Source organism: Streptomyces sp. HSG2 (assembly GCF_016598575.1).
GTDB lineage: Bacteria > Actinomycetota > Actinomycetes > Streptomycetales > Streptomycetaceae > Streptomyces.
Genome location: NZ_CP066801.1, coordinates 2,485,685 through 2,501,017 on the forward strand (window position 1 = coordinate 2,485,685; position 15,333 = coordinate 2,501,017).

Below are 15,333 nucleotides of genomic sequence, written 5' to 3' on the forward strand. Positions count from 1 at the left end.
CCACCCGCCCGTGTACCGACCGCCGAGGGGTCCCGTTCCGTGAGTCTGCATCCCACCCTCCAGCCCTACGCCGACGCCTGGACTCACTCGATCAGGGCGATATCAGAGCTGGTCACACCGCTGGCCGAGGGGGATTGGAACCGCAGGACACCTTGCCCGGCGTGGTCCGTGCGGGACGTCGTCTCGCACGTCATCGGCCGGGATTGCGAGATGCTGGGCGACCCGCGCCCCATCCACGCGCTTCCCCGCGACCTGTTCCACGTCACCAACGACCTTCAGCGCTACATGGAGATGCAGGTCGACGTCCGCAGGCACCACACCGCGCCGGAGATGACGGCCGAGTTGGAGTACACGATCATCCGCCGCGATCGCCAGCTGCGCAACGAATCCCGCGCCCCGGAGACCCCGGTGCGAGGACCGCTCGGTGTGGAGCGGACGTTGGAGGAGACGATGCGGCTGCACGCCTTCGACGTCTGGACGCACGAGCAGGACCTGCGGGCCGCGCTGGGGCGCCCCGGCGGCCTGGGCTCGCCCGGCGCCCTCGTCGCCCGTGAGGTGTTGCTGACCGCGCTGCCCCGGGTCGTCGCCGAGAAGGCGCGGGCGCCCCGGAGTTCCGCCGTCGTCTTCGACGTGCACGGACCGGTCGAGTTCCTGCGGACGGTCCGGGTGGACATCCGCGGGCGCGGAACCCTGGAGACCGCTCCCGCGCTGGGGCCCGCCGTCGGTCTCGCCCTCGACTGGGAGACGTTCTTCCGCCTCGCCTGCGGCCGGGTGACACCGGAGGCGGTGGCCGGACGGATCAAGACCGAGGGGGACCCGGCCCTGGCCACGGCCATCCTCCGCAATCTCGCCGTCACCCCCTGACGTCCCCGCGAGCCCGCGGCCTCGGGTCGGCGCCCGGGCCGTCGGAGACTCCGGGGGCGAGCGCGGAACCGCCCGTTGGGGGTGGCGTCGTCCTCCCCGGGCGCCCCCGTCCGCGCGGACGCGGGGTCCGCGACACCCCGAGCGTCTGGAGGACGAAGACCGAGGAGAAGGCGGAAGGGCCGAGACCTCGACCCCGAACCCGCCGACGGCGTCGAGGCCGGCCACGCCGAGCGAGGAGCGGAAGACGACGGCGACGAAGTACGCACGGACGCCCACGCCCACGCCCCGCACGGCGACGGCGCGCCCGTGCGCCAACCGGGCCCCCCGGGGGCCGCCGCCCTCCGCTCACCGCACCTCGCCCCGGGCCAGGTGCGAGAACGGAGGCCGGCCACGCCGAGCGAGGAGCGGAAGACGACGGCGACGAAGTACGCACGGACGCCCACGCCCACGCCCCGCACGGCGACGGCGCGCCCGTGCGCCAACCGGGCCCCCCGGGGGCCGCCGCCCTCCGCTCACCGCACCTCGCCCCGGGCCAGGTGCGAGAACCAGCCGATGTGCCGTCGGACCAGCTCCACCGCGCGGTCGGCCTCGCCGGCGCGGAGCGCCGCGAGGATCTGCCCGTGTTCGCCCGCGGACTTGGCGATCCGGTCCGGATGCGAGTGCATCACGGCGACACCCATCCGCAACTGCCGGTCTCTCAGCTGGTCGTAGAGCCGGGAGAGAATGTCGTTGCCGCCGCTGCGCACGATCTCGGCGTGGAAGCAGCGGTCGGTGACCGCCGCCCCCGCGAGGTCACCTTCGGCGGCCTGTCGGTGCTGCCGGGCGAGCAACTCCTCCAACCGTTCGACCAGCCCCTCGGGCGCGGGCACGGCCTTCCTGGCCGCGTGCTCCTCCACCAGCAGTCTGGTCTCCACCACGTCGGCGATTTCCTGCGCCGAGACCGACAGGACCAAGGCGCCCTTCTTGGGGTAGAGCCGGACCAGGCCCTCGACCTCCAGCCGGAGCAGCGCCTCGCGCACCGGGGTGCGCGAGACCCCGAGCGCCTCGGCCAACTCGCCCTCGGTGAGAAGGGTCCCACCCTCGTAGTCGCGTTCCAGGACGCCCTGTTTGAGATGGTGGTAGACGCGCTCGGAGGCGGCCGGTGGCTTGAGGGGCGCAGACATGCCGACAGCATAGATACAACAGTGAGGCGTGACAGCCCCCGTGCGGAATGCGGACACCACCCCGCGCCCCGCCGGCGGGCCCGCCCCGAGGGACCGACCCGCCACCGGCGCCTCACACCCAGGTGACGAGCCGCTTGGGGCGTTCCAGGATCGCCGCCACGTCGGCGAGCACCTTCGAGCCCAGTTCGCCGTCGACCAGGCGATGGTCGAAGCTCAGCGCCAGGGTGGTGACCTGACGTGGCTTCACCTTGCCCTTGTGGACCCAGGGTTGCGGCTTGATCGCGCCGACGGCCAGGATGGCCGACTCTCCCGGGTTCAGGATGGGGGTGCCGGTGTCCACGCCGAAGACACCGACATTGGTGATCGTCACGGTGCCGCCCCGCATGGCCGCGGGAGAGGTCCTGCCCTCGCGCGCCGTGGAGACCAGGTCTCCCAGGGAACGGGCGAGTTCCGGGAGCGTCTGCGCGTGGGCGTCCTTGACGTTGGGGACGATCAGCCCGCGCGGGGTCGCCGCGGCGATGCCCAGGTTGACGTAGTGCTTGACCACGATCTCCTGGGCGGCCTCGTCCCAAGAGGCGTTCACCTCGGGGTTGCGCCTGATCGCCACCAGCAGCGCCTTGGCGATCAGCAGCAACGGGTTCACCCGGAGGCCCGCGAACTCCCCGTCCCGCTTGAGTTCCTCGACCAACCGCATGGTCCGGGTCACGTCGACCGTGACGAACTCGGTGACGTGCGGAGCGGTGAAGGCCGAACCGACCATGGCCGCCGCCGTGGCCTTGCGCACGCCCTTGACGGGGACCCGGGTCTCGCGCTCCCCGCCCGTGCCGGACGCGCCGGCGACGGTTGTCACGACCTCGGTCTCCGGGACCGGACTCTCCTCCGGTCGGACGGGTGCCGCCGCGGCGTGCACGTCCTCCCGAGTGATCACTCCGTCCGGACCGGTGGGGGTGACGGTCGTCAGGTCGACGCCCAGATCCTTCGCCAGTTTCCGCACCGGAGGCTTGGCCAGCGGCCGGCCGGGAGCCGGCGTCGCCGGGACGCCCGGGGCCTCGGAGGCCGGGAGAGGGACGGGACCTCGGCCGTTCGCCCCGCTCGTGGTGGAGGGCGGCGGGGCAGCGGCGACCTGGGGGCCCTTGCGGGGGCGGCGCCGGGTCGAGGACGTGGACACCCCGTACCCGACCAGGACCGGCTGACGAGCCCGCGGCTCGGTCGTCTCGCCCTCCGTCGGGGACGCGGCGGGGATCTCCGCCTCGGGCTCGGGTGCCGGGGCGTCGCCCGCCACCTCCACGGTGATGATCACCGTGCCGACGTCCACCGTGGTGCCCTCCGGGAACCGCAGCTCACCGACCACGCCGTCGAAGGGGATGGGCAGTTCGACGGCGGCCTTGGCCGTCTCGACCTCGCAGACCGCCTGACCGTCGGTGACGGTGTCACCCGGTCGGACATACCACTTGAGGATCTCCGCCTCGGTGAGCCCCTCGCCCACGTCGGGCATCCTGAACTCGCGCACGTTCCCTCGCGTCATCGTCGTCACGCCCTCTCCTCAGTACGCCAGCGAGCGATCGACGGCGTCCAACACCCGATCCAGGTCGGGCAGGTACTCCTCCTCCAGGCGCGCCGGGGGATAGGGGGCGTGGTAGCCGCCCACCCGCAGCACCGGGGCCTCCAGGTGATAGAAGCAGCGCTCGGTGATCCGAGCGGCGATCTCCGCCCCGGAGCCGAAGAAGACGGGGGCCTCGTGCACCACGACCAACCGGCCGGTCTTCTCCACGGACGCCTGGACCGTGTCGAAGTCGATCGGGGAGATGGAGCGCAGGTCGAGCACCTCCAGCGAGCGCCCCTCCTCCCCGGCCGCAGCGGCCACCTCCTGACACAGCTTCACCATCGGACCGTAGGCGGCCAGGGTGAGATCGGAGCCCTCCCGGACGACGTCGGCCTTGTGCAGGGGGCCGGGGACCGCCTCGGTGTCGACGTCGGCCTTGTCCCAGTACCGTCGTTTGGGCTCGAAGAAGATCACCGGGTCGTCGCTCCGCACGGCCTGGCGCATCATCCAATACGCGTCGGACGCGTTGGAGGGACTGACCACCTTGAGGCCCGCCACATGGGCGAAGAGCGCCTCGGGGGACTCCGAGTGGTGCTCCACCGCGCCGATCCCGCCGCCATAGGGGATGCGGATGACGATCGGCATCCGGACCGTGCCCAGCGCACGGGCGTGCATCTTCGCCAGTTGGGTGACGATCTGGTCGTAGGCGGGAAAGACGAACCCGTCGAACTGGATCTCCACGACGGGGCGGTAGCCCCGCAGGGCCAGCCCGATCGCGGTGCCCACGATGCCGGACTCGGCGAGCGGGGTGTCGATGACGCGACTCTCGCCGAAGTCCTTCTGCAGCCCGTCCGTCACACGGAAGACGCCGCCCAGCTTGCCCACGTCCTCCCCCATGATCAGGACCTTGGGGTCGGCCTCCAGGGCGTGCCGGAGCGACTCGTTGATCGCCTTGGCGAGAGCCATCTTCTCCACGGCCATGATCAGACCCCTTCCGCGTCCGCGAACGACGCCTGGTAGGCGGCGAACTGGGCCCGCTCCTCGTCGACGAGCGCGTGCCCGTCCGCGTACACGTTCTCGAAGATGGCGTGCCGGTCCGGGTCCGGCATGGAACGAACCGCCTCGCGCACCCGTTTGCCCAACGCCTCGCTCTCGGACTCCAGTTCCTCGAAGAACGCGTCGTCCGCGTGGTGCGTGGCCTCCAGATGCCGGCGCAGGCGGAGGATCGGGTCCTTGGCCTCCCAGGCCGCCCGCTCGTCGTCGTGACGGTAGCGGGAGGGGTCGTCCGACGTGGTGTGGGCGCCCATGCGGTAGGTGTATGCCTCGATCAGCGACGGACCGTCACCGTGCCGGGCCCGCTCCAAGGCCCAACGGCTGACCGCGAGCGTGGCCAGGACGTCGTTGCCGTCCACACGCACGCCGGGGAAACCGAACCCCTGCGCGCGCTGATAGAGCGGCACCCTGGTCTGCTTCTCGTTCGACTCGGAGATCGCCCACTGGTTGTTCTGACAGAAGAACACCACCGGGGCGTTGTAGACCGCCGCGAAGTTGAACGCCTCGCTGACGTCGCCCTGGCTGGAGGCCCCGTCGCCGAAGTACGCGATGACGGCCGAGTCGGCGCCGTCCATGGCCACGCCCATCGCGTAGCCCGTGGCGTGAAGGGTCTGGGACCCGATGACGATCGTGTACAGCTGGAAGTTGTTGCCGTTGGGGTCCCAACCGCCGTTGTTCACCCCGCGGAACATGCCGAGGAGCTTGGCCGGGTCCACCCCGCGGCACCAGGCGACACCGTGCTCGCGGTAGGTGGGGAAGACGTGGTCGTCCTCACGCGTGGCACGACCCGAACCGATCTGGGCCGCCTCCTGGCCGAGCAGGGAGGCCCACAGCCCCAGCTCGCCCTGCCGTTGCAGCGACGTCGCCTCGGCATCGAAGCGTCGAGTGAGCACCATGTCGCGATAGAGGCCGCGCAGATCCTCTGGGGTGACGTCCTCGACGTACGTGTCGTACTCGGCGTTCTTGACGCGCTTTCCCTCGGGCGTCAGCAGTTGGATCGGCTCGCCCTCGCCTCGCGGGGCGCTCTTGCGGGTGGCGCGCTTGGTGCCGGTAGTGGTGCCGGCCTTGCTCCCGGCGCTGCGTCGCGGCTTGCGCGCGGCAGTGCTCTCCACGGTCACGTGTGCTCCTCCGTCGGTCCGGCCCCCGGGTTCGCCGGATGCCAGTGCGGCTCACCTGTCTTCCGGCGGACACACGGGGTGGGTGCGGCTCGGTCGGGGAACAGGCGGACAAGTGCCCCGGCGAGCACCCTGCACCATGCACGTTACCCAGTGCTCCACATGTCTGCGAAACCATTCCTGACCTGCGTTTTTCCTTGGATCTCCAAGTAAATCCGGCAGGAGGGGAACTGTCACTGGTCACAGCCTTGCAGGGGGCCGGAACAACGGCACGTTATCCCGGCCACCCCGGGCACGGGAAGAGCCGATGTGTGAGACTGGGCGACGTGGGCGAAATGGCCGTGATCCGTGTGTTCGTCCTGGACGACCACGAGGTCGTCCGGAGAGGTGTGCGCGACCTGTTGTCCGCCGAGCCCGACATCGAGGTGGTCGGTGAGGCCGGGACGGCGTCCGAAGCCCTCTCCCTGATCCCCGCCACCCGCCCCGACGTGGCCGTCCTGGACGTACGGCTGCCGGACGGCAGCGGGGTCGAGGTGTGCCGGGAGATCCGTTCCCGGGACGAGTCCGTCCGGTGTCTGGTCCTGACCTCGTACGCGGACGACGAGGCCCTCTTCGAGGCGATCATGGCCGGTGCCGCCGGGTACGTTCTCAAGGACATCCGCGGCGGGGAGCTGCTGGCCGCGCTCCGGGAGGTCGCCGCCGGCCGAACCCTGCTGGATCCCGTCGCCACGGCACGGGTGCTGCGGCGCCTTCGCGGGGGCTCCGGCACGGGCACGGACGCGGTGGACGACCGGATTCAACGCCTCACCGAGCGGGAGCGGCGCATCCTGGAACTGATCGGCGAGGGGCTGACCAACCGCGCCATCGGGGCTCGCCTCCACCTCGCGGAGAAGACGATCAAGAACTACGTGTCAGGCCTGCTCGCCAAACTCGGCATGGAACGACGCTCCCAGGCCGCGGCGTACGTGGCTCGCCGACAGGCCGAGCGCCGCTGACACCGGGCGCCGCCGGGCCCGATCACGCCCTCGGCGCGCCGCGTGACCGCCGGGCCGTGGCCCATCGTGCCCGGCCACGACCCCCGTGGGGGCCGTGCCGAAGCCGTGGCGGAGGACGGCGGGCGAGGATTCTCGGGCCGGCGGCCCGGTCAGAGGCCTTCGCCCTCACCACCGCCGGCGGCCCCGCCGTCGGCTCCCGCGGTGTCCTCGCCCCCGCCACCACCGTCACCACCACCGCCGGTGCCGTCGTCCGGCGGGGGCGACGGGGAAGCGGTGGCGGTGGAGGGCTCCTCCGTCGGCTCTTCCACCGTCTCGGTCGGCTCCCCCTCGTCCGTCGGCTCGACCGGAGGCTCCTCGGTGGCCGTCTCCGTCGGCTCGGGCGTCGGGGTGTAGGGCGGCGGCCACTGGCGATCCTGGTCACCGCCACCGCCACCGCCCGTCCCCGTGTCGGGCGAGCTGTCGACGGGCTCGTCGTCCGTCTCCTCGGTCTGCGAGGGACTGGAGGACGCCTCCTGGGAGGTCTGCGAGGTGCGAGGGGACGGCGAGGTACCGGTGTCGGCCTCGCCGGTACCGGCCTGGTCCATGTTCATCGCGAGGGCCACTCCCCCCACCACGGCGATCACCGCGAGCACCGCGAGGATCCACAGCTTGCCCCGCCCGCTGCCGCGGTTGCCGTGGCCCTCGAAGCCCCCGTCGTCGCCGCCGTAGCCGGCGGGCAGGATCGGCTGCGGGATCTGCGCCGTGCCGGCGCCGTGGTCGGGGCGCGGCATGGCGGTCGTCCCCTGGAAACCGCCGGAAGGGGTGGGGCGGCCGTCGTGCGACGCGACGGGGCCCGTGTTCCACGTGCCCGTGTGCCCACCCTGGTCGTAGAGCATCTGGAGCCCGTACTGGACCAGTCCGCGCATCTCCTCGGCGGTCTGGAAACGGTCGTCCGGCTCCTTGGCCAAAGAGCGCATCACCAGCCCGTCCAGCTCCGGCGGGCAGCCGTCCGACGCCTCGGACGGTGGGGTCGGGATGTCCTGGACGTGCTGATAGACCACCGACAGCGGGGTCTCCCCGGTGAACGGGGGGCGCAACGCCAGCAGCTCGTAGAGGAGACAGCCGGTGGCGTACAGGTCGGACCGGTGGTCCACGGCCTTGCCGAGGGCCTGCTCCGGCGACAGGTACTGCGGCGTGCCCATCACCATGCCGGTCTGCGTCATGGTCGTCGAGGCCCCGTGCAGAGCGCGGGCGATGCCGAAGTCCATCACCTTGACGGCACCGCTGTCGGTGATGATCACATTCCCCGGCTTGATGTCGCGGTGCACGATGCCGTGCTGGTGCGAGTAGGCCAGCGCCTCCAGCACACCCGAGACGATGATCAACGCCTGCTCGGGTCCGGGCGCCTCCGCGTTCATCAGGAGATCGCGGATGGTGTGGCCCTCGACCAACTCCATCACGATGTACGGCACCGACTGCCCGGCGACGATGTCCTCGCCGGAGTCGTACACGGCGACGATGGCCTGGTGGTTCAGACCGGCCACCGACTGTGCCTCGCGGGTGAAGCGGGCCTTGGACACCGGATCCTCGGCCAGGTCGGCACGGAGCAGCTTGACCGCCACGGTCCGCCCGAGGCGCACGTCCTCGGCGGCGAACACGTCGGCCATGCCTCCGCGCCCGAGCCGACGCGTCAGCCGATACCGGCCGTCGCCGACCAGCCCGCCGTCCCCCCATTGCTCGGGGGCGTCCGACGAGCCTCCGCCAGTCGCCTCGGGGTCGGACGGGCCCTGAGAGCGCTGCTGCTGTGCCATCAGTCCTCGCCGTCGTTTCTGCCCGCGGTGCGCGCGGTGTTGTCACGGTCTCCGTCGGCCACGCTACAGCCTCATCGCGGGGCCGCGGACCGGGATGGGCGCCGGAACCGACACAAGGTGGACCCGCGTCGCCACACCGCCGGACGGGAGCACGGCGCACCGACCGCACCCCGGGCCCCCAGCGCCCCACCGCGCGTGACGTCCCGGGCGAGCCCACGCCACGTCCTCGACGAACCCCGGCCCGGCACGCGGACCGTACGGGCGGTTTCGCGGGGGACCGAGAGGCCGGGGCGTGGCAAACCTCACGCGCCCCGGCCGGAGGTGGGTGCCGGGGCCCTCAGGAGCCACTGGTGCGCGGACAGGCGACGCCTACGGGCCGCACGCGGAAGGAGCCCTCACTGGCCGCCCCCGGACCGCCGACCCCGAACGACTCTCGGCCCGAGCGGTCGCCGGATGCGACGGTCACAGGTAAGGACCGCCGGTCCTCCCAACGGGGTGGGGCGGCTCCTCGCCGTCGTGACCGACTCCTGGCGGAAGGGCGCGACGCATCTGCTCCAGCTGCGCCCGCGCCGCCATCTGCTGGGCGAACAGCGTCGTCTGGATCCCGTGGAACAGCCCTTCGAGCCAACCGACCAACTGGGCTTGGGCGATGCGCAACTCGGCGTCGCTCGGCGTGGCCTCGTCCGCGAAGGGCAGGGAGAGGCGCTCCAGCTCCTCCACCAGCTCCGGGGCGAGCCCGTCCTCCAACTCCTTCACCGAGCCGGCGTGGATCTCCTTGAGCCGAGCACGGCTCGCCTCGTCGAGCGGTGCGGCGCGGACCTCCTCCAGCAACTGCTTGATCATGCTCCCGATGCGCATGACCTTGGCCGGCTGCTCCACCTGCTCCGTCACCGGGATCTCGCGGGACTCCTGATCCCCGCCGCCACCCAGCGCCATGCCGTCCTGGCCGACCACCAGGATCTGTGGCTTCTCCGACGACCCGTCGTTCCTCGGCGTTTCCATGGCGCCATTGTCCCCCACCATCACGCCGTTCGAAGAGGTGGCCCCGGGCCCGCCCGGAGCGGGGGCGCTCCTGGGACCACGCCGGACACGCCGCCCCGTGGCCGTCGTGGCCACCGGACGTCCACGGAACGCCGTCGGTCCGCGCGCCGCCGCGGCCGTCGGACGGCCCCTCCCGAGGTGCCACCACGCCCGTCGGGTGTGAGGCTGGGACCGTCGATTCCGCCGCCCGCGCCGCCGGAAAGGGGTGACCGCCATGTCCCCGTGGCTGCGCACCCTGGGAGCCGCGGGCGTGGCGGGAACGATCGGGATGGGCACTGTGCTGGGCATACCCCAGATCGGGTCCGCCCACGGCGTGGGCCGGAACACGATCACCCCGCTCGTGTCGGCCGTGCCGGACCCCACGCGCTCGCCGGGGAGATCGGGTTCGCCGGTCGGCGTTCACGGGCTGATATCGCTTCCCGATCCCGACGGGCCCCGGAGCGGGCCCACCTCCGCCACCCCGTGGTCGACCCCGCGCGCGAGCGCCACCCCTTCTCCTCCCCCTGCCGGGGAGACGGACCCGCCCATCATCGGGCGCGAGCCGGCGGGGGAGGCGCCGAGAGCGCCGTCGGCCGCGCCGGAGGCGTCGGCGTCGCGGCCGGCCTCGGGGGCACCTGGGCCGAAGCGCCCGGGCCCACCCTCGGCCTCCCGGTCGACCACGCCCCACGCACCGACGTCCCGACCTCCGTGGCCCCCGCTCGCTCCTCGCCCCTCCCGGGCGGAACCCCATCGGGACGACCGGCACGACGGACCACGACGCTGGGCGCCGGACGCCTCTCGACGATGGCATACGCCCAAGGGCGACGGGCCCGCCCGGGAGGTGCCGGGCGGCGCGGTGGCGGTACCCAGTCCTTCGACGTCGAGCGATCAGAGAGAAGCGGTGCTCGCCCCTTCCCGAACCGACCACCGCCCCGGCCGTCACCGTGACACGGCGGCGGCGCGCGTTCTTCCTCTGGGCAGTGGTCTGATGCTCCTCGGACTCGGCATGGCGCTCGCCCTGGCCGGCCTGCGACTACGGCGCGGCTGAGGACGGGGTGCGCGGCCGAGGCGGGTGGTCCCCCGACGACACCGTCCCTGCCCTCGGCGGACGGCCCCGGGCCGCCCGACCGTCGGACGGACGGCGCGGGCAGGGCATCCGCGTCCCGAGCCGAGGCGCCGTCCCTCAGCCCGCGAGGAGCAGGACCTTCCCCACGTGTCCGCTCCCCTCCACGACGCGGTGCGCGGCGGCGGCCTGGTCCATGGGGAGTTCACGATCGACGACGGGACGGACACGACCGGCCTCCACGAGGGGCCAGACGTGCTCCCGCACGGCGGAGACGATGGCCGCCTTCTCCTCCGGAGGTCGCGCCCGCAACGAGGTCGCCGTCACGGCGGCACGTTTGCGCAGCAGCCGCCCGATGTCGAGTTCGCCCTTGACGCCTCCCTGCATGCCGATGATGGCGAGGCGCCCGTTGACCGCGAGAGTCCGAATGTTCCGGTCCAGATACCGCGCACCCATGTTGTCGAGAACGACGTCCGCGCCGGCGCCCTCCGTGGCGCGCTCGATTTCCTCCACGAAATCCTGTTCGCGGTAGTCGATCAGGATCTCCGCGCCCAGTTCGGCGCAGCGCTCCAGTTTCTCCCGGGTACCCGCCGTCACGGCGACCCGCGCGCCGACGGCCTTGGCGAGCTGGATCGCCATGGTGCCGATGCCGCTCGACCCGCCGTGGACCAGCACGGTCTCTCCCGGGCGCAGGTGGGCGACCATGAAGAGGTTCGACCAGACCGTGGCGGCGACCTCGGGCAACGCCGCGGCCCGGGCGAGGGTGACGCCCTCGGGGACGGGCAGCAGTTGTCCCGCCGGGACGGCGACCCGCTCGGCGTAGCCCCCGCCTCCGAGGAGGGCGCACACCTCGTCGCCGACGGCCCATCCCGACACCCCGGGACCGAGGCCGGCGACGCGACCGGAGCACTCCAGGCCGGGGTAGGGCGAGGCACCGGGAGGCGGATCGTAGTGACCTTGCCGTTGCAGGATGTCGGCCCGGTTCACGGCGCTGGCGGTGACCTGGAGCAGGACTTCGCCGACACCGGGTACCGGATCGGGAACTTCCGCCCAGACCAGCGCCTCGGCATCTCCGGGTTCGGGGATCGTGATCGCATGCATGGGGCGACGCTACCGCCGCCCGGCTCGGCGACCGACCGGCGCCGAGGCCTCGGCCGGGTTCAGGCGGTCTCAGTCACGGGGCAGGGGCCTGACGTCGGGGGTGACCCGAGTGGCCGGTGTCGCCCTCACGATGGTGATCAACCGGTCCGTCAGTTCCAGCACGCCGACGGCCGGATCGTCGTAACCGAGCACACGGTGTCCGCGCAACACGCTCACCACCAGATCATCGGTCTCCCGCGGGCTGCGGCCCACCTCGGACTTTATGACCGGCCGTTCGACGAGGTCGAGCCCACTGCCCTGCTGGATCAGATCCTCCATGACCATCCCGGCGGCCGGGCTGAGCACGGAGAGTCCGAGGAGTCGCCCGGCCGCGCTGGCACTGGTGATCACCGCGTCCGCCCCGGACTGCTTGAGAAGCGGCGCGTTCTCCTCTTCTCGGACCGCGGCCACGATCTTGGCTCCTCGGTTGAGCTGTCGAGCCGTCAAGGCCACCAGGACGGCCGTGTCGTCCCGCTGGGTGGCGATCAGGATCTGTCGCGCCTTCTGTACCTCGGCGCGCTTGAGTACGTCGCTGCGGGTGGCGTCACCGATCACCCCGGCGTAGCCGTCGGCCGTGGCGGCCTCGATCACCTTGGTGCTGGGGTCGACGACGACGACCTGTTCCTTCCGGAGCCCGGTCGCGCAGACGGTCTGCAGAGCGGATCGTCCCTTCGTCCCGAACCCGACGACGACGGTGTGATCGCGCAAGGTGGACCTCCAGCGGTTGAGTCGCCATTCCTCCCGGGTGCGCTCGGTGAGTGCTTCCAGCGTGGTGCCGACGAGGATGATCAGGAACAGCACGCGCAGGGGCGTGATGACCAGGATGTTGGTCAGCCGGGCCGCGTCGGTCACGGGGGTGATGTCGCCGTACCCGGTGGTCGAGAGCGTGACAGTGGCGTAGTAGAAGGAGTCGAGGAGGTCGATGGGGCCGTCGGAATTGTCGCTGTACCCGGCGCGGTCGACGTAGACGATCAGAGCGGTGAGCACCAGGACCAACAGGGCGAGCGAGAGTCGCTTGGCGACCTGCCGCACCGGATGCTCCACCAGCTTGCGCGGAAGCTTCACGCGGTGCGTCACCAGATGCTCGTCCGCTTGGCGGGCGATGAGGTCTTGGCCCGGCAGTTTCACGTGAAACACACTCCGATTCCGCCGGTGGTCCACGGCAGGTCGAGCAACTCCGCGTCCTGCCCGACGTCCACGCCACCGGGTGGGACGACCGCGAGGGCGTCGGCCGCCGCGACACCCCTCAGCATCGCCGGTCCCGCGTAGGGCAGAGGTACCGCCTCGGCACCGCGCAGTGTCACCGGGACGAGCCGGGTGCCACCGGGGTGTCCTCGCACGGCGCCCGCCAGAGGGACCGCGTACGTCTCCGCGACCGGCCTGGCGGCCAGCGCCCGGAGCACCGGCTCGACCAACGTCAGCAGACCCGAGACGGCCGCGAGGGGGTTGCCGGGCAGACCGACGAACAACTGGGTGGGTCCGGTCCGGGCGAGCAGCATCGGATGCCCGGGGCGTACCCGCACGCCGTCCACGAGGCGTTCGGCGCCCAGCCGGCGCAGCACCGCGTGGACGTGGTCGAGGGGGCCGGCGGCGGTCCCACCGGTGGTGACGACGACATCGGCCTGTGCCCGGCCGATCTCGCGGGCCAACGCGTCGGCATCGTCACCGAGGCGCCGTTCCGACACGACCTCGGCGCCGAGCGCCCGCAGCCAAGGCGGCAGCATCGGCCCGAGGGCGTCCCTGATCATCCCGTCGTGTGGCGGACCCGAGCGAAGCAGTTCGTCCCCGAGGACGAGCACGGCGACCCGAGGCCGTCCGACGGCGACCAGGTCGTCGTAGCCGGCCGCCGCCGCGAGTCCGAGAACGGCCGGGGTCACCGTGGCACCGGCCGGCAGCAGGCGGTCACCGCTCCGGCACTCCTGGCCTCGGGGGCGGATGTCCTGGCCCGGGACGATCTCGTGAAGGGCGTGCAACCGCCCCCCGTCCGTGAGACGGCCGTGCTCGGACCGCAACACCGCGGTGGTGTCCGGCGGAACACGGACACCGGTCGCGACGCGGACCGCCTCGCCGTCCACGAGCGGGGTGGACTCGGCGTCCCCGGCGGACAGGCTCCCTCGCCGTACCTGCCAGGGCCCGGGCCCGGCCAGCGCCCAACCGTCCATCGCGGACGTGTCGAAGGCAGGAAGGTCCGTCAGCGCGGTCAGTGGATCGACCAGTGTGCGGCCGAGCGCCTCCTGAAGCGGTACGGCACCGGCCGTCGAAATCGCCCGAGCGATGGCGCGTCCGGCCGCGACCGCGTTCTCCCGAGCGTCGGGCCAAGAAAGGTCGGCCGTCGGGGGGGCCTGCGGGCTCGCGGTTTCGCCCGTCGTGTACCGCGTGCCGCCGGACTCCGGGCGGTGAGGGGCGGGCACATCCCTCACCAGCGCGAGCGCCTCCTCGATGTCCGGGTCGTCCACGTCCGGTCGGGCGCCGTGCCCGACCGTGCCGTCGGCTGCCTCGGCGGGCGCGTCGGCCGTGACGGCCTCGGGTCCGTCCGGGGCAGGCGCGGGGTAGGGGGTCATCCGTGCTCCTCGCGGGCACCGAGAGCGGGGGAAGGGGCGGCGTCGAGAGTGCCGGAGCCCGTCGGATCCGCCGGGCCGCCGGTCTTTCCCTCGTCGGCCCAGCTTCGGGCCAGCGCGGTGGCCGCCCGCACCGCTTCGGCGACGGCGAGAGGGCCCCCACCCGACCGCGCCGCCGCGTAGCCGACGAGGAAGGTGGTCAGCGGCGCCGCCGGACGGGCCACACCGTGGGCGGCGTCACGGGCCAGGTCGAGCAGCGACGCGGCGTCGACATCGAGGTCGACCCCAAGCTCCTCCTCGACCGCGGAGATCCATTCGTCCAACACGAGCCCATGCTCCCTGATACGAGCCCTCGCCCTGGCGATGTCGTCCCAGGTGTCGCAGTCGAAGGACGCGACGGGGTCCTTGACCCGTTCCACGGCCAATGACGCGGTGAGTACGCGCAGGGGCAACCCGTCGAGGACCCGGTGCTCCCGACGCAGCCGCGTCAGGGCGTGGCGCAGGGCACGACCTCGGTAGACGGCGACCAAGGGTTGCTCGCGCCCTTCCGCGTCCGTCGTCAGCACCCCGTCCGCCGTGCCGGCCGCGAGGGCGTCGAGCAGTCGGTGTACGTGGGCCCCGGTGACGAACGGCAGGTCGGCCGAGAGGACCACGATCCGTTCCGCCTCGGTACACCGGGCCCCGGCCTCGAGGGCGGCCAGCGGCCCGGCGCCGGGCGGGTCCTCGCCGGCCCATGTCACCGGCCGCGCGACCGGTGCGGGCTCGGCCACCACCACGGTGGCGCAGGCATCGGCGCAGGACCGGAGCACCCTGTCGAGCAGCGTGCGCCCGCCGACCCGCACGGAGGGCTTGTCGACGCCGCCAAGCCGGCGGGCGGCGCCCCCGGCGAGAACGACGGCGTCGTACCCGGCGGGCCCGCTCCGGGAGCCGGGGCCGGCCTCGACGCCGCGGGCGCCGCTGCACTCGTACGCGGTCATCCCCCGAGTATGCGGCCCCGCTCGGGTCCACGGAACGCGGGGACCCGAGCCC

General features: G+C 72.6%; 13 protein-coding genes and 1 pseudogene. 3 read left to right on the forward strand and 11 right to left on the reverse strand.

All coding sequences use genetic code 11. The annotated features are described in order from the left end of the window. Positions 1-39: 39 nt before the first annotated feature. Positions 40-864 (forward strand): maleylpyruvate isomerase family mycothiol-dependent enzyme, encoded by an 825-nt coding sequence (locus JEK78_RS10385; RefSeq protein WP_200263793.1) that lies wholly within the window; start codon positions 40-42, stop codon positions 862-864. Positions 865-1,071: 207 nt separating this feature from the next. Here the strand turns inward: JEK78_RS10385 and JEK78_RS23315 are convergent. From JEK78_RS23315 to pdhA, 5 genes and pseudogenes are all read right to left on the reverse strand, one after another. Beyond that, positions 1,072-1,213 (reverse strand): annotated as a pseudogene (locus tag JEK78_RS23315) (MFS transporter); the annotation flags it as partial. A gap of 163 nt (positions 1,214-1,376) precedes the next feature. After that, a complete protein-coding gene (locus JEK78_RS10390) occupies positions 1,377-2,027 on the reverse strand; it encodes a GntR family transcriptional regulator (RefSeq protein WP_200263794.1) in 651 nt (216 codons plus the stop codon). Positions 2,028-2,139: 112 nt separating this feature from the next. Beyond that, positions 2,140-3,561, reverse strand: coding sequence for a dihydrolipoamide acetyltransferase family protein (locus JEK78_RS10395; protein WP_200263795.1), 1,422 nt, complete (start codon positions 3,559-3,561; stop codon positions 2,140-2,142). A gap of 9 nt (positions 3,562-3,570) precedes the next feature. Next, positions 3,571-4,551: an alpha-ketoacid dehydrogenase subunit beta gene (locus JEK78_RS10400; RefSeq protein WP_200263796.1), complete on the reverse strand. Its 981-nt coding sequence runs from the start codon at positions 4,549-4,551 to the stop codon at positions 3,571-3,573. Positions 4,552-4,553: 2 nt separating this feature from the next. Then, a complete protein-coding gene (pdhA, locus tag JEK78_RS10405) occupies positions 4,554-5,741 on the reverse strand; it encodes a pyruvate dehydrogenase (acetyl-transferring) E1 component subunit alpha (RefSeq protein WP_200263797.1) in 1,188 nt (395 codons plus the stop codon). 332 nt (positions 5,742-6,073) lie between these two features. On the opposite strand from pdhA, the gene JEK78_RS10410 reads away from it, so the two are divergent. Then, positions 6,074-6,733, forward strand: a complete 660-nt coding sequence (locus JEK78_RS10410) for a response regulator transcription factor (RefSeq protein WP_277953073.1) — start codon at positions 6,074-6,076, stop codon at positions 6,731-6,733. 149 nt (positions 6,734-6,882) lie between these two features. On the opposite strand, the gene JEK78_RS10415 is transcribed toward JEK78_RS10410, so the two are convergent. Beyond that, positions 6,883-8,523 (reverse strand): protein kinase, encoded by a 1,641-nt coding sequence (locus tag JEK78_RS10415; protein ID WP_200263798.1) that lies wholly within the window; start codon positions 8,521-8,523, stop codon positions 6,883-6,885. 462 nt (positions 8,524-8,985) lie between these two features. Next, complete coding sequence (locus tag JEK78_RS10420) at positions 8,986-9,525, reverse strand: bacterial proteasome activator family protein (RefSeq protein WP_200263799.1); 540 nt, start codon at positions 9,523-9,525, stop codon at positions 8,986-8,988. A 919-nt stretch (positions 9,526-10,444) separates the two neighbouring features. Between JEK78_RS10420 and JEK78_RS10425 the strand changes: the two genes are divergently transcribed. Further along, complete coding sequence (locus JEK78_RS10425; protein ID WP_200263800.1) at positions 10,445-10,591, forward strand: hypothetical protein; 147 nt, start codon at positions 10,445-10,447, stop codon at positions 10,589-10,591. 135 nt (positions 10,592-10,726) lie between these two features. Here JEK78_RS10425 and JEK78_RS10430 read toward each other — a convergent pair whose 3' ends face one another. From JEK78_RS10430 to JEK78_RS10445, 4 genes are all read right to left on the reverse strand, one after another. Beyond that, complete coding sequence (locus JEK78_RS10430; protein ID WP_200263801.1) at positions 10,727-11,707, reverse strand: NAD(P)H-quinone oxidoreductase; 981 nt, start codon at positions 11,705-11,707, stop codon at positions 10,727-10,729. A gap of 69 nt (positions 11,708-11,776) precedes the next feature. Continuing rightward, a complete protein-coding gene (locus JEK78_RS10435; RefSeq protein WP_200263802.1) occupies positions 11,777-12,874 on the reverse strand; it encodes a potassium channel family protein in 1,098 nt (365 codons plus the stop codon). Then, entirely contained in the window at positions 12,871-14,307 is a 1,437-nt protein-coding gene (locus tag JEK78_RS10440) for a molybdopterin molybdotransferase MoeA (RefSeq protein WP_200263803.1), read from the reverse strand. Before JEK78_RS10440 ends, JEK78_RS10435 begins: the two co-directional genes overlap by 4 nt. Next, positions 14,304-15,281 carry an NTP transferase domain-containing protein gene (locus JEK78_RS10445; protein WP_200263804.1) on the reverse strand — a complete coding sequence of 326 codons (978 nt, stop codon included), beginning with the start codon at positions 15,279-15,281 and terminating at the stop codon, positions 14,304-14,306. Before JEK78_RS10445 ends, JEK78_RS10440 begins: the two co-directional genes overlap by 4 nt. Positions 15,282-15,333: the final 52 nt, after the last annotated feature.

Bases quoted from the DNA above. Each gene is read 5' to 3' on its own strand.
- JEK78_RS10410 (WP_277953073.1), top strand. From the start codon at position 6,074: ATGGCCGTGATCCGTGTGTTCGTCCTGGACGACCACGAGGTCGTCCGG.
- JEK78_RS10420 (WP_200263799.1), bottom strand. From the start codon at position 9,525: ATGGAAACGCCGAGGAACGACGGGTCGTCGGAGAAGCCACAGATCCTG.
- JEK78_RS10440 (WP_200263803.1), bottom strand. From the start codon at position 14,307: ATGACCCCCTACCCCGCGCCTGCCCCGGACGGACCCGAGGCCGTCACG.
- JEK78_RS10400 (WP_200263796.1), bottom strand. From the start codon at position 4,551: ATGGCCGTGGAGAAGATGGCTCTCGCCAAGGCGATCAACGAGTCGCTC.
- JEK78_RS10430 (WP_200263801.1), bottom strand. From the start codon at position 11,707: ATGCATGCGATCACGATCCCCGAACCCGGAGATGCCGAGGCGCTGGTC.
- JEK78_RS10390 (WP_200263794.1), bottom strand. From the start codon at position 2,027: ATGTCTGCGCCCCTCAAGCCACCGGCCGCCTCCGAGCGCGTCTACCAC.
- JEK78_RS10445 (WP_200263804.1), bottom strand. From the start codon at position 15,281: ATGACCGCGTACGAGTGCAGCGGCGCCCGCGGCGTCGAGGCCGGCCCC.
- JEK78_RS10415 (WP_200263798.1), bottom strand. From the start codon at position 8,523: ATGGCACAGCAGCAGCGCTCTCAGGGCCCGTCCGACCCCGAGGCGACT.